This window comes from Bacillus sp. YP1 (assembly GCF_000877815.1).
GTDB classification, from domain to species: domain Bacteria; phylum Bacillota; class Bacilli; order Bacillales; family Bacillaceae; genus Bacillus; species Bacillus subtilis.
This window is the reverse complement of the sequence record NZ_CP010014.1, coordinates 970,639-989,537: the sequence shown is the minus strand read 5'-3', so window position 1 is coordinate 989,537 and position 18,899 is coordinate 970,639. Positions and strand designations below refer to the sequence as shown.

Annotated in this window: 25 protein-coding genes and 1 riboswitch; of the genes, 11 read left to right on the top strand and 14 right to left on the bottom strand. The window is 45.2% G+C overall.

Going from position 1 to position 18,899, the window contains the following annotated elements:
• Nucleotides 1-4 precede the first annotated feature (4 nt).
• The 5 genes from cotV (at nucleotide 5) to cotZ (ending at nucleotide 2,581) form a co-directional block, all read left to right on the top strand.
• Nucleotides 5-391, top strand: a complete 387-nt coding sequence (gene cotV / locus QF06_RS04840) for a spore coat protein CotV (protein WP_041850969.1) — start codon at nucleotides 5-7, stop codon at nucleotides 389-391.
• Nucleotides 392-431: 40 nt separating this feature from the next.
• A complete protein-coding gene (gene cotW, locus QF06_RS04835; protein WP_041850970.1) occupies nucleotides 432-761 on the top strand; it encodes a spore coat protein CotW in 330 nt (109 codons plus the stop codon).
• 88 nt (nucleotides 762-849) lie between these two features.
• Nucleotides 850-1,365: a spore coat protein CotX gene (gene cotX, locus QF06_RS04830; RefSeq protein ID WP_014476454.1), complete on the top strand. Its 516-nt coding sequence runs from the start codon at nucleotides 850-852 to the stop codon at nucleotides 1,363-1,365.
• Between the two features lie 150 nt (nucleotides 1,366-1,515).
• Nucleotides 1,516-2,004 carry a spore coat protein CotY gene (gene cotY, locus QF06_RS04825; RefSeq protein ID WP_014479465.1) on the top strand — a complete coding sequence of 163 codons (489 nt, stop codon included), beginning with the start codon at nucleotides 1,516-1,518 and terminating at the stop codon, nucleotides 2,002-2,004.
• Nucleotides 2,005-2,131: 127 nt separating this feature from the next.
• On the top strand, nucleotides 2,132-2,581 hold the full coding sequence (gene cotZ / locus QF06_RS04820; RefSeq protein WP_041850971.1) for a spore coat protein CotZ: 450 nt from the start codon (nucleotides 2,132-2,134) through the stop codon (nucleotides 2,579-2,581).
• 92 nt (nucleotides 2,582-2,673) lie between these two features.
• On the opposite strand, the gene cotO is transcribed toward cotZ, so the two are convergent.
• The 10 genes from cotO to QF06_RS04770 form a co-directional block, all read right to left on the bottom strand.
• The gene (gene cotO / locus QF06_RS04815; protein WP_003232894.1) at nucleotides 2,674-3,357 is read right to left on the bottom strand and encodes a spore coat protein CotO; all 684 of its coding nucleotides are present in this window, start codon (nucleotides 3,355-3,357) and stop codon (nucleotides 2,674-2,676) included.
• A gap of 100 nt (nucleotides 3,358-3,457) precedes the next feature.
• A complete protein-coding gene (fabI, locus tag QF06_RS04810; protein WP_003232896.1) occupies nucleotides 3,458-4,234 on the bottom strand; it encodes an enoyl-ACP reductase FabI in 777 nt (258 codons plus the stop codon).
• Nucleotides 4,235-4,369: 135 nt separating this feature from the next.
• Entirely contained in the window at nucleotides 4,370-5,185 is an 816-nt protein-coding gene (gene thiD, locus QF06_RS04805) for a bifunctional hydroxymethylpyrimidine kinase/phosphomethylpyrimidine kinase (RefSeq protein ID WP_014479462.1), read from the bottom strand.
• A gap of 18 nt (nucleotides 5,186-5,203) precedes the next feature.
• Nucleotides 5,204-6,214, bottom strand: a complete 1,011-nt coding sequence (thiF, locus tag QF06_RS04800) for a thiazole biosynthesis adenylyltransferase ThiF (protein ID WP_033883575.1) — start codon at nucleotides 6,212-6,214, stop codon at nucleotides 5,204-5,206.
• On the bottom strand, nucleotides 6,211-6,981 hold the full coding sequence (gene thiG, locus QF06_RS04795) for a thiazole synthase (protein WP_010886483.1): 771 nt from the start codon (nucleotides 6,979-6,981) through the stop codon (nucleotides 6,211-6,213). Before thiG ends, thiF begins: the two co-directional genes overlap by 4 nt.
• Nucleotides 6,978-7,178: a sulfur carrier protein ThiS gene (gene thiS / locus QF06_RS04790; RefSeq protein WP_015252345.1), complete on the bottom strand. Its 201-nt coding sequence runs from the start codon at nucleotides 7,176-7,178 to the stop codon at nucleotides 6,978-6,980. The genes thiG and thiS overlap by 4 nt, the downstream gene beginning before the upstream one ends.
• Complete coding sequence (gene thiO, locus QF06_RS04785) at nucleotides 7,178-8,287, bottom strand: glycine oxidase ThiO (RefSeq protein WP_041850972.1); 1,110 nt, start codon at nucleotides 8,285-8,287, stop codon at nucleotides 7,178-7,180. Before thiO ends, thiS begins: the two co-directional genes overlap by 1 nt.
• Nucleotides 8,271-8,888: a thiazole tautomerase TenI gene (gene tenI, locus QF06_RS04780; RefSeq protein ID WP_041850973.1), complete on the bottom strand. Its 618-nt coding sequence runs from the start codon at nucleotides 8,886-8,888 to the stop codon at nucleotides 8,271-8,273. The genes thiO and tenI overlap by 17 nt, the downstream gene beginning before the upstream one ends.
• A complete protein-coding gene (gene tenA, locus QF06_RS04775; protein WP_003232909.1) occupies nucleotides 8,863-9,573 on the bottom strand; it encodes a thiaminase II in 711 nt (236 codons plus the stop codon). The genes tenI and tenA overlap by 26 nt, the downstream gene beginning before the upstream one ends.
• A gap of 78 nt (nucleotides 9,574-9,651) precedes the next feature.
• A riboswitch (TPP riboswitch) is annotated at nucleotides 9,652-9,760 on the bottom strand.
• Nucleotides 9,761-9,821: 61 nt separating this feature from the next.
• Nucleotides 9,822-11,666 carry a monovalent cation:proton antiporter family protein gene (locus tag QF06_RS04770; protein WP_015715673.1) on the bottom strand — a complete coding sequence of 615 codons (1,845 nt, stop codon included), beginning with the start codon at nucleotides 11,664-11,666 and terminating at the stop codon, nucleotides 9,822-9,824.
• Between the two features lie 234 nt (nucleotides 11,667-11,900).
• Between QF06_RS04770 and prpE the strand changes: the two genes are divergently transcribed.
• Nucleotides 11,901-12,635 carry a bis(5'-nucleosyl)-tetraphosphatase PrpE gene (gene prpE / locus QF06_RS04765; protein ID WP_003232912.1) on the top strand — a complete coding sequence of 245 codons (735 nt, stop codon included), beginning with the start codon at nucleotides 11,901-11,903 and terminating at the stop codon, nucleotides 12,633-12,635.
• Between the two features lie 12 nt (nucleotides 12,636-12,647).
• Here prpE and QF06_RS04760 read toward each other — a convergent pair whose 3' ends face one another.
• From QF06_RS04760 to QF06_RS04745, 4 genes are read right to left on the bottom strand one after another with little or no spacing between them, the layout of a single operon-like run.
• A complete protein-coding gene (locus QF06_RS04760) occupies nucleotides 12,648-13,547 on the bottom strand; it encodes an RluA family pseudouridine synthase (protein ID WP_041850974.1) in 900 nt (299 codons plus the stop codon).
• Nucleotides 13,548-13,561: 14 nt separating this feature from the next.
• Nucleotides 13,562-14,362, bottom strand: coding sequence for an NAD kinase (locus QF06_RS04755; protein WP_003232918.1), 801 nt, complete (start codon nucleotides 14,360-14,362; stop codon nucleotides 13,562-13,564).
• An 18-nt stretch (nucleotides 14,363-14,380) separates the two neighbouring features.
• Nucleotides 14,381-15,016 (bottom strand): GTP diphosphokinase, encoded by a 636-nt coding sequence (yjbM, locus tag QF06_RS04750; RefSeq protein WP_003245294.1) that lies wholly within the window; start codon nucleotides 15,014-15,016, stop codon nucleotides 14,381-14,383.
• Nucleotides 15,017-15,044: 28 nt separating this feature from the next.
• Nucleotides 15,045-15,413: a UPF0738 family protein gene (locus QF06_RS04745; RefSeq protein WP_041850975.1), complete on the bottom strand. Its 369-nt coding sequence runs from the start codon at nucleotides 15,411-15,413 to the stop codon at nucleotides 15,045-15,047.
• 124 nt (nucleotides 15,414-15,537) lie between these two features.
• Here QF06_RS04745 and QF06_RS04740 point away from each other — a divergent pair, with 124 nt between their 5' ends.
• The 5 genes from QF06_RS04740 (at nucleotide 15,538) to QF06_RS20980 (ending at nucleotide 18,890) form a co-directional block, all read left to right on the top strand.
• Nucleotides 15,538-16,110, top strand: coding sequence for a CYTH domain-containing protein (locus QF06_RS04740; RefSeq protein ID WP_015252351.1), 573 nt, complete (start codon nucleotides 15,538-15,540; stop codon nucleotides 16,108-16,110).
• Nucleotides 16,111-16,124: 14 nt separating this feature from the next.
• Nucleotides 16,125-16,859: a bifunctional muramidase/murein lytic transglycosylase gene (gene cwlQ / locus QF06_RS04735; protein WP_041850976.1), complete on the top strand. Its 735-nt coding sequence runs from the start codon at nucleotides 16,125-16,127 to the stop codon at nucleotides 16,857-16,859.
• A 254-nt stretch (nucleotides 16,860-17,113) separates the two neighbouring features.
• The gene (locus QF06_RS04730; protein ID WP_003232928.1) at nucleotides 17,114-17,512 is read left to right on the top strand and encodes a globin domain-containing protein; all 399 of its coding nucleotides are present in this window, start codon (nucleotides 17,114-17,116) and stop codon (nucleotides 17,510-17,512) included.
• The gene (spxH, locus tag QF06_RS04725; protein ID WP_003245184.1) at nucleotides 17,509-18,408 is read left to right on the top strand and encodes a protease adaptor protein SpxH; all 900 of its coding nucleotides are present in this window, start codon (nucleotides 17,509-17,511) and stop codon (nucleotides 18,406-18,408) included. Before QF06_RS04730 ends, spxH begins: the two co-directional genes overlap by 4 nt.
• A 314-nt stretch (nucleotides 18,409-18,722) precedes the next feature.
• Nucleotides 18,723-18,890 carry a hypothetical protein gene (locus QF06_RS20980; RefSeq protein WP_003244944.1) on the top strand — a complete coding sequence of 56 codons (168 nt, stop codon included), beginning with the start codon at nucleotides 18,723-18,725 and terminating at the stop codon, nucleotides 18,888-18,890.
• Nucleotides 18,891-18,899: the final 9 nt, after the last annotated feature.

Genomic DNA, 18,899 nt, shown 5'->3' with positions numbered 1-18,899 from the left:
GGTTATGTCATTTGAAGAAAAAGTCGAATCCCTGCACCCTGCAATATTTGAGCAATTATCAAGCGAATTCGAACAGCAGATCGAAGTGATTGATTGCGAAAATATCACAATTGACACGTCACATATAACAGCTGCCCTTTCTATACAAGCCTTTGTGACAACCATGATTATCGTGGCGACTCAGCTCGTCATCGCCGACGAGGATTTGGCTGACGCAGTGGCAAGTGAAATTCTTATTCTCGATAGCTCCCAAATCAAAAAAAGAACCATCATTAAAATTATCAACAGCCGCAACGTCAAAATTACTTTGTCTGCCGACGAGATAATAACCTTTGTACAAATCTTGCTTCAGGTGTTAAACAGCATTCTTAGTGAACTTGACGTCCTTTAACCCTTTCTTTTCACAAACTTAAAAGACGAGGTGAAAACAAATGTCAGATAACGATAAATTCAAAGAAGAGCTTGAAAAGCTTCCGGAAGCTGATCCAATGACGAAAATGCTGGTTCAAAACATCTTTCTTAAACACGGTGTCACGAAAGACAAAATGAAAAAAGTATCAGATGAAGAAAAAGAAATGCTCTTGAATCTGGTAAAAGACTTGCAGGCTAAATCAGCTGCATTAGTTGAAAATCAAAAGAAGAAAAAAGAAGAAGCCGCCGCGCAAGAGAAAAAGAACGAAAAACCGCTAAGCCGGAGAGAACAATTAATTGAACAGCTCAGACAAAGACGTCAAAACAATAACAATTCAAACCAATCATAAAAAATAGGGTTCTTCATCAGGATATATGCCTCAGTCAAAGTAAGAGGCTCGCTCATTTAATAACAGTAAAAGAAAAGGAGGAATAGATATGGAAAGCAGACCATACTCTTGGGTTGCACTTGATCCTGACTGTGACCATCCGTTAGACGAAAAAGAAAAAGATAAAAAAGAAGAAAGAAAATGTCATTGCGATGTTTGCTGTAATGGCAATGGGTTTTTTGGCAACGACAATGCCTTCATTGACCAAAATCTGGCTCAGGCAAATCTCAATAAACAAGTCTCAGATGAAACAATTATTATCAGAGACTCTTGTGATATCAACGTTTCATCTACAGACGTTCAAGCCGTAACATCAGTTGTAACGGCGGTTAATGCAGCTGTCCTAACAGTAGCTCTCACATCCATTGCAGACGGAGTAATTGCCGAATTAGTCGCACAAGATTTATTGCAGCTTTCAGCTAATAAACAAGTAAACCGCCAAAAACTTCTCATCGAATGCTCCCGGGGCGTAAATATCACAACAGTAGATGCTGATATAGCAACATTGGTTTCCACAGCTACTAACACACTTGTGGCACTCTTAGCCATCACACTCGTCCTCTAACTCTAAAAGCAGAGCTAAAAACGCTCTGCTTTTTCTTATTTTCCAAGCATATGATGAATATATAGACGTTCACCCACACCAAGTGGGGCACGGGTACATATGTTGTTAAGGACTAAAGTCAAATACCCTATAAAGAAGGAGCTGAAATCAATGAGCTGCGGAAAAACCCATGGCCGGCATGAGAACTGTGTATGCGATGCAGTGGAAAAGATTTTAGCAGAGCAGGAGGCAGTTGAGGAACAGTGTCCGACTGGCTGCTATACAAACCTTTTGAATCCGACAATTGCAGGTAAAGACACAATTCCGTTTCTCTTGTTTGATAAAAAAGGCGGATTGTTCTCCACATTCGGAAACGTGGGGGGATTTGTGGATGATATGCAATGCTTTGAATCCATTTTCTTCCGCGTTGAAAAATTATGTGATTGCTGCGCAACACTGTCTATTTTACGCCCTGTCGATGTCAAAGGCGATACCTTAAGTGTTTGCCACCCTTGCGACCCGGATTTCTTCGGGCTAGAAAAAACAGATTTCTGCATTGAAGTGGATCTCGGATGCTTCTGCGCGATTCAGTGCCTGTCACCAGAGCTAGTTGACAGAACATCGCCTCACAAAGATAAAAAGCATCATCACAATGGATAAACACTTGTAAAGAGGAATCCCCTTCCAAACTCTATTACAGGTGCAAATCATTCAGCTGCTTCCAGCGTGAGGCAGCTGACTCTCCATCATTTCGCCAGTCTCAAATTTATAAGGCAGGAGGGATAATATGAGCCAGAAAACATCAAGCTGCGTGCGTGAAGCTGTAGAAAATATTGAAGATCTGCAAAACGCTGTTGAAGAAGACTGCCCGACCGGCAGCCACTCTAAGCTTTTATCTGTAAGCCATTCGTTAGGCGACACAGTGCCTTTTGCAATATTTACATCAAAATCAACGCCATTAGTCGCCTTCGGAAATGTCGGCGAACTCGATAACGGCCCTTGCTTTAATACAGTATTTTTCAGGGTCGAAAGAGTGCATGGAAGCTGCGCAACACTGTCATTATTAATCGCATTTGACGAACACAAACACATTTTGGACTTCACCGATAAAGATACGGTGTGTGAAGTGTTCCGACTCGAAAAAACGAACTACTGTATTGAAGTTGACTTAGACTGCTTCTGCGCAATCAACTGCTTAAATCCTCGATTAATCAATCGTACACATCATCAGCATTAATCATAAGCTGGAAAAGCTTGCAGGCCTGCAGGCTTTTCTCTATGTAAAAAAGCTGTCCGGCAACATCAGCCGGGCAGCTTTTTTCTTTTTCGTTAAAAACCGAGTGGGTGCAAAGAGGTAATATCATCGATTGCCAGTTCGGTTGGGGCTCCGTTTCCGGTTGTTCGAAGCAGGACGGAATCATTTCTTCTTCCGACAATCACGCCCCTGTACGTTCTTCCATTGGCTTCAATCAAACAAAGCGCTCTCGGCATGTTATGAGGCAGCTTTGTTAAAAAATCAATTTTTTCGTGGATCGTCATCTTGCTCATCGGTTTTTTCACTTTTCGTGCCGGCGGTGCTTTTTCCTCCGCTTTATCAGCACTATGGACAGCTTCCGGTTCTTTCTCAGGCTTCCGGGTCTCAAGTGCAGGCTCTTCCTTTTTTTCTGCTTTCGGGGGCTCGTGTTCGACGGTTTCTTCTACGGCCTGCGGCTCTGCTTTCTGTTCCTCCTGGCTTTTTATGTTCTCTGGTTCTCTCACCTCTTGAGTTTGCTGACTCACTGGTTCAGCTGCAGGCTTTTGGTCTTCTTGCAGGACATCCTGTGCCACAGCTTCCTCCTGCTGCTTCTCATGGTAAGCCGGCTTTTCCTCAGCTTTTGGCGGAGCGGGTTTGTCGGCCTTTCTTTTGATGACAATCTCCTGCATGGATGACCTTGTAGTTTCTGCATAATCCGGCTGAACAATATACATGAGCGGTTTTTTATCCGCGTTTCTTTTCTTATTAGACATCTTCATCCCTCCGATTGTGTCATATTCTATCTATATGACAGAAAGCTGAAAATCAGAAGAAATAAAAAAGCAATCCCTATTCGGGATTGCTTGAAATAGATCCTGCTTAGCGGGCAGTGATATGGAAACCTGAATCAACGTGAAGATTTTCACCTGTAATCCCGCGGGACATATCGCTGAACAAGAACGCAGCTGTATCGCCCACTTCTTCAGGTGTTGTCGTGCGGCGAAGCGGTGCACGCTCTTCGATGTCTTTTAAGATAGAGTTGAAATCGCTGATGCCTTTAGCAGATAATGTTCTGATCGGGCCGGCAGAAATGCTGTTGACGCGGATATTTTCTTTTCCTAAGTCAGCAGCTAAATATTTCACACTTGCATCAAGAGAAGCTTTTGCTACACCCATAACGTTGTAGTTTGGCATCACAAGCTCTCCGCCAAGGTACGTCAAAGTGACAATGCTTCCGCCTTCAGTCATCATCGGACGTGCCGCTTTGACAACAGCAGTCAGAGAATATGAGCTGATGTTATGAGCCAAAAGGAAGCCGTCACGATTTGTGTTTAAGTATTCGCCCACAAGCTCTTCTTTGTTGGCAAACGCGATACAATGCGCGATACCGTGGATTACACCGACCTGCTCCTTAATGCTTGCGAAGCAAGTTTCGATTTCTGCGTCGTTTGTAACATCGCAAGGAAGGATGATGGAGTCGTTGCGGTCTAATGTTCCGGCAAGCTCGTGAACGGATTTCTCCAGGCGTTCACCAGCGTATGTGAAAATCAAACGTGCACCCGCTTCATGTAAAGAACGCGCAATGCCCCAGGCGATGCTGCGTTTGTTGGCTACCCCCATCACAACAATGTTACGGCCTTCAAGTGAAAAATTCATATGTATAAAGCCTCCTATATTTAATAAAGACATAGTATTAGTACCTGATCTTAATTCCTATCATATCATAACCTTGTCCAGATGAAAAGCGCATACCGTAGCAAACGCAAAAGAGATCACCATCAGCTGGTGATCTCATCGGCTTGTATTTAAGCTGTTTCGTTTAAAAGCGAAATGGTTTGTCGGCCCGTGTCCCGATCCGATGCCGAGCGTATTTTCCACCGCTTCACGGACAAAGTTGGCCGCAACCTCAAATGCCTGATGGATGCTGTCTCCTTTAGCCGTTTGGGCCGTTAAAGCCGCAGCAAAGGTGCAGCCTGTGCCATGCGTATGCTTCGTATTGATATAAGGATGGGTGATTTGCATAAACATGCTGCCATCAAAAAGAAGGTCAGTAATGTGATTGTCCTCAGGCTGGTGCCCGCCTTTGATAATGACATGCTGCGCACCCATCTTGACGAGCTGCTCTGCTGCTTTTTTCCGGTCATCCAGCGAGCTGATTGTCATTCCTGTCAGCGTTTCTGCTTCCGGGACATTCGGCGTAATCGCGTAGCTTCTTGGAATGAGCAACTCCTTTAAGGTGGCAACTGACTCATCACGCAGCAAGGATGCCCCGCCCTTTGCGATCATAACCGGATCAACAATTACACGATTGAATCCGTACTCGTCAATTTTTCTTGCCACTTCTTCAATCATGTCGGCATTCCAGAGCATTCCCGTTTTGACTGCATCCGGTCTCAAATCCTCAGCAACAGCGTCAATTTGCTGTCTCAACGCCTCTACAGTCAGCGGATGCACCCCATGAACGCCAAGCGTATTTTGAGCGGTTACCGCTGTAATCGCAGACATTCCGAATACATCAAGCTCTTGAAAGGTTTTAATATCAGCCTGTATCCCTGCGCCGCCGCCTGAATCTGATCCGGCGATTGTCAATGCTTTATATATACTCATTACACTACACTCCTTTTATTACCCGATCCATTTATGATAAATGGATTTTGCCCGGGCAATATCATTTGTTCCATGGATCAAAGCTCTGCCGTCCCGGAACAGCACCATTTTCATATCATCCGAGCGGCAGGAAATTAAATACGGGTTCGCAGCTACTTCAAGCCCGGCCTGCCTCAGCTGACCGGCAAGCGCTTCAAGATCCGCTTCTTTCGTAATAGATGATCTGATCTGCACCGTGTTCCTGCCGCACAATACAGCCGCTTTTGTTTGATTTTCATATGACAAAAACGGAAAATCCTTTGTGCCGCAGCTTGGGCATGCGTCATGTTTGAGACTGGCTGCTCTCACTTCTGACCGCTCATTTTTCCACAAATCAAAGGAGCGCAGCACCGGCTCGCACTCCTCTCCCGTCAGCAGCTTCAGTGCATCTGTTACCTGAAAGACTGCTACCTGCAAAACAGCCGGACTGATGATGCCGGCTGTGTCACATGTTGCTCCGCCAATCGGAAGTGTATCGAGCAAGCAATGCAGGCAAGGAGTAGAACCCGGCACCACGGTAAAGGTGAGACCGTAGCTCCCTACACAGGCACCGTAAAGAAAAGGAATCCCTTCCTTTACCGCAGCATCATTTACGATCAGGCGGGTTTCAAAATTATCAGCCGCATCCACTATAATTGATGCATCCCTAATCAGCTCGAAGATATTTTCTGCTGTCACATCCATGACAAGGCCGGTCACATCAACATCGCTGTTAATCGAACGGAGACGGCGCTCCGCAGCGGCTGCTTTCGGCATTTCTTTTTTGACATCATCTTCTGTATAAAGCTGCTGGCGCTGGAGGTTGCTCCATTCAACATAATCTCTGTCGGCAATTTTCACAGAGCCGACTCCCGCTCTCACCAGCATTTCTGCACTGGCTGTTCCGAGCGCGCCGGCGCCGATAATCACGGCGCGCGCTTCTTTCAATTTTTTCTGGCCGGATGGGCCGATCGGAGCAAACAGCTCCTGCCTTGAATACCTGCCTGTCATACAGGAAGACCTTCTCCCGGACTGCTTGCCGTTCCGTATTGCTTAAGCGGGATTCGGCCCGCCTCATAAGAAAGGCGCCCTGCTTCCACTGCGAGCTTCATGGCACGAGCCATTTTCACGGGATCGTCAGCGCCAGATACAGCCGTATTGAGCAGTACGCCATCCGCTCCAAGCTCCATTGCGTATGCCGCATCTTTAGGCGAGCCGATTCCCGCATCCACGATGACCGGCACTTTCGCCTGTTCAATAATAAACGACAGATTCAAAGGATTTAAGATTCCTTGTCCTGATCCAATCGGAGATGCACCCGGCATGATGGCATGAACGCCGAGCTCTTCCAGCTTTCTCGCCAGCACAACGTCATCCGACGTGTACGGGAGCACAATAAAGCCTTCTTCAAGAAGCTGTTCAGACGCTTTTAATGTCTCAACAGGGTCAGGCAGCAAGGAACGGCTGCATCCGATGACTTCAACTTTAATCATGTCACAAAGGCCGGACGCTTTCGCCAGCCTTGCAATCCGAACCGCTTCTTCAGCAGTGCTGGCGCCCGCTGTATTCGGCAAAAGCGTATATTTGGATAAATCAAGCTGTTCCAAAAAATTCGGCTGAGATGCTTCAAAGATGTTCATTCTCCTTACAGCAAATGTTAAAATATCAGACTCAGAAACAGCTACTGCTTCCTTTTGAATGTCAAACGATGGGTATTTCCCCGTGCCCAGCAGCAATCTTGATTGAAATGATTTTCCGCCAATTGTTAACATGCTCATCCGCCTCCTACAAAATGGACAATTTCAATGACATCACGATCACAAAGCTCAACCTCGTGATAGCGTTCTTTCCCGATTATTTCTTTATTTCTTTCCACGATAACGATTTTATTTTCAAGCTGATACGACGCCAGCAGGTCTTGAATTGTACCTGCGTCTTTTTCCCACTTCACGTCTTTACCGTTCAGCTGTAGCATCATATCTGAACCGCCTCCTTGCGATCAATTCGGAATGCGTGCAGCCAGTCTTGGTTGACCTCTTTATTCATGATGAGATCACTGATCAAAGCGCCCGTTGCGGGAGCAAGCAGGATCCCGTTTCTGAAATGGCCCGCCGCAAATAAAATACGGCTGTCCTCAGGATGTCTGCCGATGTACGGTTTTCCATCCTTTGTTCCCGGCCGGAGTCCCGCCCAAAAACGATCCACCTTCATATTCTGTATAGCCGGCAGCATCGTTTTTGCTTTTTTCATAACGGATTCCAATCCGCCAAGATCCGGTGTTTCACTCCAGTCCCCCGGCTTCATTGTCGCGCCGACAACCAGTTTGCCGCTTTTTCTCGGTACGATATAGCAGTGATCATGGTAAAGCGTTTTTGTCAGCGGGATATCATCATTCCAAACGGACAGGCACTCCCCTTTTACAGGGAGAACAGCATTGTTCAGTCCAAGCTGTTTAAAAAACATTCCGCTCCACACCCCGCTGGCAACGACAACATGATTAGCCCATACGTCTCCGCTAGGGGTCTTGATGGACAGGGCTTCACCGTCACGTTCGACATGCAGGACGGGCGTATGCTCAAAAATCTCCGCCCCAAGCATTTTTGCTGCTTTCACATACGCCTTGCAAACAAAATAAGGCTCCACATGCACATCATCCTGAATAAAAGATGCACCAAAGATGTCACCAGACGCATACGGCTCTTTTTCTAACACCTCTTCTTTTGAATACCAGCTGACAGAGTCCAAATCGTCCATCTGTCTCAGCTGCAGCACATCTTCTTCAGAAAATGCAAGCTTAAACATACCGCCGTTATGCTGCCTGATATCCACACCGGATAATGCATAAAGCTCTTCTCCAAGTCCTTTGTACAGACGCTGGCTGTGCATAGCGAAATCAAAAAACGCGTCACGTTCCTCGCATTCGGCATGGGCGCCCAGCATTCCAGCAGCGGCACTTGTCGTTCTGCCGCCCATTGTTCCGCTTTCAAACAATGCGGCGCTTTTGTTTTCCTTTGCCAAATGATAAGCAATCGCGGAACCGATAATTCCGCCTCCAATCACCACTGCTTCATAATGCCTTTTCATAGCGCATCTCCTTTAGCTTACGGGAATATCGTCTGGCTGCTTCCAAGGGCTCAGCGGAAGAGAAAATTCCTGACATAACAGCAATGCCGTCTGCCCCTGCTTGTTTTACGTCTCTTAACCTGTCCGGCGTCATCCCCCCGATGGCTATAACCGGGATGGAAATCCGCTGTTTGATATCTGACAGCAAAGATACTCCTCTGCCTTCAAGATCCTTTTTGCAATCCGTTTCAAACACATGGCCGAACAGCACGTAGTCCGCGTCTTCCTTTTCTGCTTGAACCGCTTCCTCCAGTGAATGCACCGACCTCCCGATATGAAGGTGTGGAAATCTGGCTCTGACCTGCTTCGGTGAAAAGCTGCCGCTTGGCAGCTGCACGCGGTGAATAGTAGAGAAAAGTGCAATATCCACGCGCCCGTTCATCACCAATTTTCGTTTATCTATACCGCCTTCAAAAATAAGCTCGAGCAATTTCAAAATATCCGCCGCCGATTTTGAGCGTTCCCGAATATGAATAAAATCAACTTCATTCTTAATCGTAATGATGATTCTCGCTAGCTCTTCTACCGGCTTGCTGTCATCCGTTATGGCGTGAAGCTCCACATTCCTCCACCTCTTTTATGGCGCTGTCAGACCAGCCTTCTTTTCGATAGGCCATTCCCCAAAATTGATATTCGTAGTAGCTGGAGATGACAAAATTCTCTTTCATCTTGGCACGCACTTCCTCCGTGCTGTTTTCCGCCAGCTCATCAAAGCGGTTGATTTGCTCCTCGACCTGTTGTCTAAACCAATCACCGCCATATGTGCCAATCCACTTCTGATAAATTGGATGCCCCGGATCACAATGCAGCAATTTCTCACCAACCTCGTAATAGAGCCAATAGCATGGCAGCAGGGCCGCTAAGATTTCTGCGAAATTCCCGCTCAAAACCGAACGGTACATATGGGATGTATAAGAGTACGCCGTAGGAGACGGCTTAAACGCCTTACGCTCTTCCTCGCTGATTTCCAACAGCTCGGCAAACTCGCGATGAAGCGCCATTTCCGCCTCATATGTACCTTGGGCATGGCTTGCCATCCGCCCCGTTGTATAAAGATCCTTCGCATAAGCGGCACCAAATGACTGCACCTTTGCAAAATGCGTTAAATAATAGGAATCCTGAAGTACGTAGTATTTAAAACGGTCAATCGGAAGCGTTCCGTCACCGATTCCTTGAACGAACGGATGGACAAAGCTCCCCTCCCACCATTCTGCGGCTGCACTGCGGCATTCTTCTGAAAACTTCACAAATCATTCCCCCTCTGAAAATAAAAAAACCACTTTCCCGCAAGGAAAAGTGGTTTGGAATTGGCATAGTAAAATAACACAAATACCGCTCCACTTCCCTACGCAGGTCTGAACCTGTTCAAGTTATGAGGGTCTAAAAGTCACACTTTTATCTCAGCCCTTATGAAGGACACCCCTAGTGGTTAAACGAATACATATTGAATTGTTCTGCACCTCTATATTAACACGAATCCTTATTTGGTCAAGATTTATCCTTCCAATGTTTTCTTAAGATCCGTTACGTACCCCCGAGATCCGGTGACAATTAAACGGTCTCCAAGTTTCAGCCTTGTATCCCCATGAGGAACGATGCTGTCCACACCTCTGAAGATCCTGACAAAGATGACGTCACCTGTTAAAGGGAATTCCCGTAAAATGACACCATCATATTTACTGTTCTCCATATTAATTTGATACAGCGAAGACTCTTGGTTCGTGAGCAGCTTCATGACGCCAGGCGCTTCAATCAGTGCGCGAAGCAGCGTTTTTGTCGACAGCAGAATAGAAAAGATGCTGATTCCCTGCTCCTTCAGAGCTGCTTCATGCTCCGGTGATCCTACGCTTGCAATGACTCTTTCTGTGCCTTTTTCTTTTGCAAGTAATGCAATGTCTGCATTCATATCTTCATTTCCTGTCGCCACAACGAGGATATCCGTTTCAAAAATGCCGAGTGATTCAAGCGTCTCGTGTTCATAGTCAGAAATTGTTTCAACAGCAAACACTGATTCTGACAGCTTTTCCTCCGCATTCTCTTGGTAGACGTGTACAACACGCACGTCATACTCTTCCTCTGGCAATTCGAGTGTGACAGGCAAAGTCATTTGATTGGCGCCAATGAACGTAATCGTCTTTTTCTCCTCCGGCTGCTCTTCCCGTTTGTATAATTTTTTAAAACAGATCGGCGTAAAAATACTTGCAATGACGGCTACTAAAATGAGCGCTCCTGACATATTTGCACTGATCACGTGAAGCTGCTGGCCGATTGTTGCAGCGGCAATCACGAGCGAAAGCGTTGATGTCAGCAGGAAACCAGACGCGAAAATGGTTCGGTTATCATACCACTTCTTTAAGTACATGACAGGAATGATTTTGCTGACTAACAGCGCCAGCAGCAGGAGCGGAATCATGATTAAAATTGTTTTATCCTGGAAAAGAGTCCAAATATCCAGCTTCACACCGACCATCACGAAGAAAATCGGTATTAAGAACCCATAACCAAATGAATCCAGCTGCTGAACAAGTTCTTTGTTTGGCGAAAGCAGGGAAACGAGAACCCCCGCTAAGAAAGCGCCGAGAATATTTTCCGCCCCAAGTGATTCAGACAGGGCAACGAGTACAATAATTAACGTAAAAATGGCACGCGTCCCGATCTGGATCGTCCCTTTTGACATGGACTGCACAAAAGAGCGATGTTTAAAGACCCGGCCGAAAAAGTAAAGCACCACTCCGGCTGCAAACAGAATCATCAGGAGCCACATGTTTCCGCTGTCCTCTCCGTATAAAGAAGAAAAAACAGCAAGAAGAATCATCGTGGCCAAATCAGCAATAACAGCAACAAGCAAAATAATCTGCCCGATATTCGAATTCATGATCCGTTCTTCTTTTAATGTTGGAACGACAACGCCTAATGAAATCGTTGAAATAATCAGGGTCATCAAAAATGCATTTTGGATAAATCCGGCCAAGACGAACCCATAGGACAAGAGCAATGATAAAATAAAAATACCGACGAAAATAACAGATGCCGCAGCAAACGTATTCGGCGCTTCCTTGCCATTCGGCAGGAACTGCTTTTTCTTTCCTTTCTCAAACGACGAAAAATCAATTTCAAGCCCGCTTAAAAACATTAAAAAGATAAATCCGAGCATAGAGAGTGTCTGGAGCCAGGTGTCACCCTCCACAACTAAATTAAGGCCGCTTTTCCCAATTATCAGCCCCATAATGATTTCAGCAACAACAACCGGGATGCTGAGTTTAAACCGATGCAAAAGGATGGGTGTCAAAAATGCAACGATAAGTACAACAACTAAAGATGCGACAGATGTATGCGCCATAATCAGAACCTCCTTTTTAAGTCAGGGTTATGCTAGTTCTCACTCAGAGAACAAAACCTCATTTTTAAAAAACATAACGCGATTTTAACAAGGGTGATGATGAAAAATAAAGTGATAAGGTCTTAATCCTGTTTAGAAAATGATTCTTCTTCTATAATTTGCACATAAAAGCTTGTGATGACTCACAACACTTTGCTTCATAATAAATAAAACAATCGGTAAGGAGGAGACCGCATGGCTTACGATATCATCAGCGATATTCATGGCTGCTATGACGAAATGACTGCATTAATCCAAAAGCTTGGCTATACAATCAAAAATGGAGTACCTGTCCATGAAGAAGGCAGGGTGCTTGTTTTTGCCGGAGATTTAACTGACAGAGGGCCCAAATCGATAGAGGTCATCCGATTTGTAGCCGGCGCTTACGAAAAAGGCGCTGTGCGTTATGTCCCGGGAAACCATTGCAATAAATTATATCGTTACTTAAAAGGAAATCCGGTAAAAGTGATGCATGGTCTCGAAACAACAGCGGCAGAGCTTGAGGAACTTTCCAAAGATGAGAAAAAATCAGTCAGCGAACAGTTTATGAAGCTGTACGAAACAGCGCCGCTTTACGACATCTTACATAATGGAGAATTAGTTGTCGCCCATGCTGGCATAAGAGCTGACGATATCGGCAAATATACCCGCAGAGTGAAGGACTTTGTGCTTTACGGTGACGTGACGGGTGAAACATATCCGGACGGCAGACCCGTCAGACGTGATTGGGCGGCAGCCTATAACGGAAAGGCTTGGGTGGTATACGGTCATACACCTGTGAAAGAACCTCGAAAGGTCAATCGCACCATCAACATTGATACAGGCTGCGTGTTCGGAAATCAACTGACAGGCTTTCGCTTTCCAGAAATAGAAACCGTCTCTGTTCCAAGCTCCTTGCCTTACGACGAATCAAGATTTCGCCCCATATAAAAAAGGAGAGAATCAATGATTCTCTCCTTTTATCAGTTTTCTCATGTCCTGAGGCAGTGGAGCATGAAACGTCATGTTCTTCTGTGTCAGCGGATGGATAAACGAAAGATGCTCGCTGTGCAGAGCCTGCCGGCCAATTTCCTGTCTCGTACCGCCGTACAGTGTATCGCCGCACAACGGGTGCCCGAGATAACTCATATGAACACGAATTTGATGGGTTCGTCCAGTCTCAAGCTGCAATGCCACCGAGGTCATGTCGTCATTTGCACATGTGACGTAAAAATGAGTAACAGCCTTCTGGCCGTCTGGCGTTACCGTCCGTTCAATAATACTGTCAGGATGTCTGCCAATCGGAGCATCGACTGTTCCCTCCATCTGTGCCATCCGCCCGTGAACCACTGCTGCATACCGGCGTTTCACAAGGCCGTTTTTTTGCGCAGACGATAAAATGGAGTGGGCAAATCGATGCTTGGCAACAAGCATGACACCTGATGTATCCCGGTCTAATCGGGTGACAAGATGAACTGTCGCCCTCACTCCGGTTGTTTGATAATGATCAATAATTCCATTGGCAATGCTGCCGGAGGAGTGCTCTCTCGAAGGGATTGATGACACATACGGCTGCTTGTTTATCACAAGCACATGTTCATCCTCATAAAGGATATCGAGCGGAACAGGCTCTGCCAGCAGCGTCTCGCTCACCTGTTCCTCAGGAAACTTCACGATAAGAAGATCTCCCTCTTTCAAAACGTATTTGACCGTCACATGCTCACCGTTAATCTGCAGGTCTCCCCCGCCAAACTTAATATCGGTCAGCAGACGTTTCGAAATTCCCAGTTCACCGGCATATTCTTTTACAGTCATCCCGTCCTCAGCGGAAGTAATGTTCTTTCTGATAAAAAAATGCTCCACGATATGTCCTCTTTCTATTCACCTTTTCCAATAAACGAATCCTGGACTCTTTTCCAAAATGGAAACGGACGGAATCTCGCAAACCGCACTTTTTCGGATGCAACCTGGCAGCGGATCGACTTTACATCCTTATGGAGAAGGGTTAAATGGTCAATCGTCACTTGAAAGTCAACTTCGTTTCTCGGCTTAATCATGCAATCATGATGGGATGGGAGAAGCAGAGGTGACCCGACCGTACGGAACACGCGGTTATTAATTGAAGCCATTTCCGCAAGCTGGATCGCCCTGATAGACGGATGGATAATCGCTCCGCCCAGCGCCTTATTGTAGGCTGTGCTGCCTGATGGAGTTGACAGGCAGAGGCCGTCGCCCCGGAAGGTTTCAAAGAGCTGCCCTTTGATTTCCACATCAGCAACAAGGCTTCCTTCGATGCTTTTAATCGTACATTCATTCAAAGCTAAGTATCTTTCTTCCCGCTCGTTTTCGTGATAGGTCACAATGACTTCGAGAAGCGGATATTCGACTGTATGATACGGCGTTTTCGCGATGGCAAGAACAAGTTTTTCAATTTCATGAGGAACCCAGTCGGCATAAAAACCCAGATGACCTGTGTGAACGCCGACAAATGCTGTTTTGTCCAAGCGGTCGCTGTATCTGTGAAAAGCATACAAAAGCGTTCCGTCGCCTCCGACTGAAATAACGATTTCCGGTTCATTTTCATCCAGTTCCATATCAAAATCCAATAAATACGCCTGTATTTTGCTTTTCAGCGTATCAGAAACTTGATCTCCTTTTGATGATACGGCAAATTTCATGCTCTTCTTCCCCTTTACCTATTGTTGCTCGCTTCCTTTTTTCTTTCTTGAAAAGGCAGCTTGAGCTTCCTGTACTTCACCCCTGATCTCCGACATCTCTTCATCAAGCCGGGAAGCCGCTTCAGAAGCGCGCTGAAGCCTTAGTTTTACTTTTTCAGGAATGTTTCCGCTGTATTTATAATTCAATGAATGTTCAATGGTCGCCCAAAAATTCATCGCCAGTGTACGGATCTGTATTTCTACGAGAACATGCTTTTCTCCGGATACCGTCTGCAAAGGGTACAGCACAACAAGATGGTATGATCGGTATCCGCTCTCTTTATGTTCCGCAATATAATCCCTCTGATCCACAACGGTGAAATCTTTTCTGGCAAAAAGCATCTCTTTTACGATTTGGATGTCATCGACAAATTGGCACATGATTCTAAGGCCAGCAATGTCCTGCATGGTTTCAATTTCATGCAGCGGTATGCTTTTCCGTCTCGCTTTTTCAAGAATGCTCGCCACAGGCTTGACGCGTCCGGTCACAAATTCGATCGGTGAATGGTCGTCCTCGTATTCATATAGTGTGCGGATCCCCTTGAGCTTCACTTTCAACTCTTCGACAGCCTGGCGGTACGGCACTAAAAAACGCTCCCATTGTTTGTCATCCATCATACATCCCCCAATTCCGAACCAGTTTCTATAAAAACACGCGTTTCACTTTTTCTTCCATTTCTTCTCCATAGTTTGCATTATCTTTTATATTTTCTAAAAGATATTCCAGCTCCTCATGCAGGCCTGCCAGTTCAATTGTTTGGTTTCCTGCCTCTAAAACAACCGGTATTTTTTGTGCATGGGCCTGCTTCAGTTCCGGCCATACATGTTCCTTTATAATGACATATTCAAAAGAATCAGCTAATTCAAGTATGTATACAAAAGCAAAGTGGTCAGAATCAACTAGCATTTGACCTGACGGCTTGCGTTCCGCTTCGTTTCCTTCTGTCTGACAAGTAAGGCGAAGCTGATCATCCGATAATGTTGCATTCAAAATTTCGATTCTGTTTTGCATAATGCTCTCCTTTTTTAAACAAAGTACAGATTCATTTTATCATATCGAGCTCGATATTGATAAACCTAACATCTAAAGAGATAATAGTAAAAATAAGATTTACAGGGCGGAAAGGAAGAGCATAATGAGCCAAGAAATTGAAATCGAATTTAAAAACATGCTGACCAAACAAGAATTCAAAAACATAGCAGCGGCACTCCAGCTGACAGAAAAAGATTTTACAGATCAAAAGAATCATTATTTTGATACAGACAGCTTCGCGCTGAAACAAAAACATGCTGCGCTTCGTATCCGCAGAAAAAACGGAAAGTATGTCCTTACATTAAAGGAGCCGGCAGATGTGGGGCTTCTGGAAACGCACCAACAGCTTTCAGAGGTATCAGATCTCGCTGGATTTTCAGTTCCCGAGGGCCCCGTGAAGGACCAGCTGCACAAGCTTCAGATCGATACGGATGCCATTCAATACTTTGGATCTTTAGCAACAAACCGTGCGGAAAAAGAAACAGAAAAAGGCTTAATAGTTTTAGACCACAGCCGATATTTAAATAAAGAGGACTATGAAATTGAATTTGAGGCGGCGGATTGGCATGAGGGCAGACAAGCCTTCGAAAAGCTGCTTCAGCAATTCAGCATTCCTCAGCGCGAAACCAAAAATAAAATTCTGCGTTTTTATGAAGAAAAACGAAAGTCTATATAAGGTGGAATGACATCGTGAATGTAACGAATTGGGCAGCTTTACTTCAGCTTCAGGCACTACAGTCCATATCTAATGCACGCAGCAGCTCGGACACTCAGAATACGGAAAGACCGCTTTCAAGTTTTAGCTCTTTGCTCAGCCAATATACAAACGGTCTGGCATCTCAGCAATCAGCACCTTCTTCATCGCCAAGCCCGCTCAGCATGCTGAACATCGCGAATACAACAGCGCCGTCACTGCTTTCAGCGTATGGGCTTAACTCATATACGAGCAGCAATTCAGGCTCAATCACAAAAGCGGCAGAAAGCACTGAAACAGTTGCTGCAGATTCAGCTTCAAACAAACACGAAGCAAATCAGATTAGTTCGGGAGACTTTTCTATTGACAGTGCGATTAAAAAAGCCGCTGATAAATATGGCGTTGATGAAAAACTGATCCGTGCCGTCATCAAACAGGAATCAGGCTTTAATGCAAAAGCGGTCAGCGGAGCAGGTGCGATGGGCCTCATGCAGCTGATGCCGTCAACAGCAAGCTCACTTGGCGTTTCCAATCCGCTTGATCCGCAGCAAAATGTGGAGGGCGGAACGAAATATTTAAAACAAATGCTGGATAAATACGACGGCAATGTGTCTATGGCATTAGCGGCTTACAACGCCGGACCGGGGAATGTTGACCGATACGGAGGCATTCCTCCTTTCCAAGAAACGCAAAACTATGTAAAAAAAATAACTTCAGCTTATTACGCGTAACCAGAGGTGCTCTTTCCCTCTGGTTTTTTTGCGAAGTGAAATCTTACGCATTCCTGATTTTTATGTGATATGATATGAAATACAAACCCCGGCTGTCAGCCGAAATGAGTCATCAAACGCATAAAAGGCAGTTTGTTTGTAGAAATGATGCCTTGTTGCTAAAATAAATCTAGATGAAACAATGAAATACAGAAAATTACTTTTTGCAATAGGATTTATGATTCCTATTAGCCATATTTAAAGGAGTAGTCAACATGGGACAATCGTTTAACGCACCTTATGAAGCGATTGGAGAGGAACTTCTATCGCAACTTGTTGATACTTTTTATGAGCGTGTCGCGTCTCATCCTTTGCTGAAGCCGATTTTTCCAAGCGATTTGACAGAAACCGCCAGGAAACAGAAGCAATTCTTAACTCAGTATTTAGGCGGGCCTCCGCTTTATACTGAGGAGCACGGCCATCCAATGCTCAGAGCAAGGCATCTTCCCTTTCCAATTACAAACGAGAGAGCTGATGCGTGGCTCAGCTGTATGAAGGACGCAATGGACCATGTAGGGCTGGAGGGCGAAATTCGTGAGTTTTTGTTTGGCCGGCTGGAGTTGACAGCAAGGCATATGGTGAATCAAACGGAAGCGGAGGATCGATCATCTTGACAAACTATCAGCATGAGCTATACTTCGCCCATTGCCACGGTCATCCAAAAAAACCGCTTGAAATTTATATGTTTGTAGACCCTTTATGTCCTGAATGCTGGTCCTTAGAGCCCGTCATCAAAAAGCTGAAAATCAGATACGGACGTTTTTTCACCTTACGCATTATCGCTTCCGCAAGCCTTACCGCTTTAAATAAAAAGCGAAAAAAGCATCTTCTCGCAGAAGCATGGGAAAAGATCGCGAGCCGCTCTGGCATGTCATGTGACGGCAATGTCTGGTTCGAACAGGATCAGCCGCTTTCATCGCCTTATATGGCTGCTCTCGCTTTTAAAGCAGCCGAACTGCAAGGACGAAAAGCCGGCATGCAATTTCTCAGAAATATGCAGGAGAGCCTATTTGTTTCAAAGAAAAATATTACGGATGAAAACGTGCTTTTGGAGATTGCTGAAAATACAAGTCTCGATCTTGAAGAATTCAAAAAAGATCTGCATTCTCAAAGCGCGGTCAAGGCGCTTCAATGTGACATGAAAATTGCTGCTGAGATGGATGTTTCTGTTAATCCGACACTGACGTTTTTTAATACGCAGCATGAGGATGAAGGGCTTAAAGTTCCTGGCAGCTACTCATATGATGTATATGAAGAAATTTTATTTGAGATGCTTGGCGACGAGCCGAAGCCGTCGGAAACACCGCCTTTAGAATGTTTTATTGAATATTTCCGCTTCGTTGCCTCGAAGGAAATTGCTCTTGTATATGACCTGAGCCTTGAAGAGGTAGAAAAAGAAATGAAAAAACTGGCGTTTGCTAAAAAGGTTGCCAAAGTGGAAGCCAAACACGGAATGTTTTGGAAGTCTCTCAGCACTTATTCTGATGAATATCAATCATGTGAAAAATAGCCGCAGGCGTGCATATGCTTGAGGCTGTTTTTTTACGCCCCGAACCAAACATATGTTCCGTTTTTAACGCTAAAGAAACCGCGCCGGGATAAGCGCGGTTTCATATGTCTTAACGACAACAAAGGGGATGGGAGAAATTTTTCACGGTCAAACAAAGGGGTAATGTTTGTTTGTGATCAATTTCACATCCTTATGATAACAAAAGATGTCGACTTTTGACAACCTCTATGCTTAATGTTCATATTTTTGTCACAAAACATAACGAAGTGCATTCACTCATATCCTTATAAGGAAAAAGGACGAGGAGGACCGCCATGATGTCTACTTTGATCTCAATTGTGTGCATTGCTGTTTTTTTCTGCTTGAATATCTTAGGCATGATGCATATGCTGCCGCTTTATATTACCTCTCCTCTGCTGTTTCTGTCTATTTTGTTTACCCTCTACCGCTTGAATCACCGGAAAACCTTTAAAGGGTTTTAAAAAAGCCTG

Excerpts from the sequence above, each read along its gene's own strand:
- cotV (WP_041850969.1), top strand. The coding sequence starts at position 5 with ATGTCATTTGAAGAAAAAGTCGAATCCCTGCACCCTGCAATATTTGAG.
- cotW (WP_041850970.1), top strand. The coding sequence starts at position 432 with ATGTCAGATAACGATAAATTCAAAGAAGAGCTTGAAAAGCTTCCGGAA.
- cotX (WP_014476454.1), top strand. The coding sequence starts at position 850 with ATGGAAAGCAGACCATACTCTTGGGTTGCACTTGATCCTGACTGTGAC.
- cotY (WP_014479465.1), top strand. The coding sequence starts at position 1,516 with ATGAGCTGCGGAAAAACCCATGGCCGGCATGAGAACTGTGTATGCGAT.
- cotZ (WP_041850971.1), top strand. The coding sequence starts at position 2,132 with ATGAGCCAGAAAACATCAAGCTGCGTGCGTGAAGCTGTAGAAAATATT.
- cotO (WP_003232894.1), bottom strand. The coding sequence starts at position 3,357 with ATGAAGATGTCTAATAAGAAAAGAAACGCGGATAAAAAACCGCTCATG.
- fabI (WP_003232896.1), bottom strand. The coding sequence starts at position 4,234 with ATGAATTTTTCACTTGAAGGCCGTAACATTGTTGTGATGGGGGTAGCC.
- thiD (WP_014479462.1), bottom strand. The coding sequence starts at position 5,185 with ATGAGTATATATAAAGCATTGACAATCGCCGGATCAGATTCAGGCGGC.
- thiF (WP_033883575.1), bottom strand. The coding sequence starts at position 6,214 with ATGACAGGCAGGTATTCAAGGCAGGAGCTGTTTGCTCCGATCGGCCCA.
- thiG (WP_010886483.1), bottom strand. The coding sequence starts at position 6,981 with ATGAGCATGTTAACAATTGGCGGAAAATCATTTCAATCAAGATTGCTG.
- thiS (WP_015252345.1), bottom strand. The coding sequence starts at position 7,178 with ATGCTACAGCTGAACGGTAAAGACGTGAAGTGGGAAAAAGACGCAGGT.
- thiO (WP_041850972.1), bottom strand. The coding sequence starts at position 8,287 with ATGAAAAGGCATTATGAAGCAGTGGTGATTGGAGGCGGAATTATCGGT.
- QF06_RS04770 (WP_015715673.1), bottom strand. The coding sequence starts at position 11,666 with ATGGCGCATACATCTGTCGCATCTTTAGTTGTTGTACTTATCGTTGCA.
- prpE (WP_003232912.1), top strand. The coding sequence starts at position 11,901 with ATGGCTTACGATATCATCAGCGATATTCATGGCTGCTATGACGAAATG.
- QF06_RS04755 (WP_003232918.1), bottom strand. The coding sequence starts at position 14,362 with ATGAAATTTGCCGTATCATCAAAAGGAGATCAAGTTTCTGATACGCTG.
- yjbM (WP_003245294.1), bottom strand. The coding sequence starts at position 15,016 with ATGGATGACAAACAATGGGAGCGTTTTTTAGTGCCGTACCGCCAGGCT.
- QF06_RS04745 (WP_041850975.1), bottom strand. The coding sequence starts at position 15,413 with ATGCAAAACAGAATCGAAATTTTGAATGCAACATTATCGGATGATCAG.
- QF06_RS04740 (WP_015252351.1), top strand. The coding sequence starts at position 15,538 with ATGAGCCAAGAAATTGAAATCGAATTTAAAAACATGCTGACCAAACAA.
- QF06_RS04730 (WP_003232928.1), top strand. The coding sequence starts at position 17,114 with ATGGGACAATCGTTTAACGCACCTTATGAAGCGATTGGAGAGGAACTT.
- QF06_RS20980 (WP_003244944.1), top strand. The coding sequence starts at position 18,723 with ATGATGTCTACTTTGATCTCAATTGTGTGCATTGCTGTTTTTTTCTGC.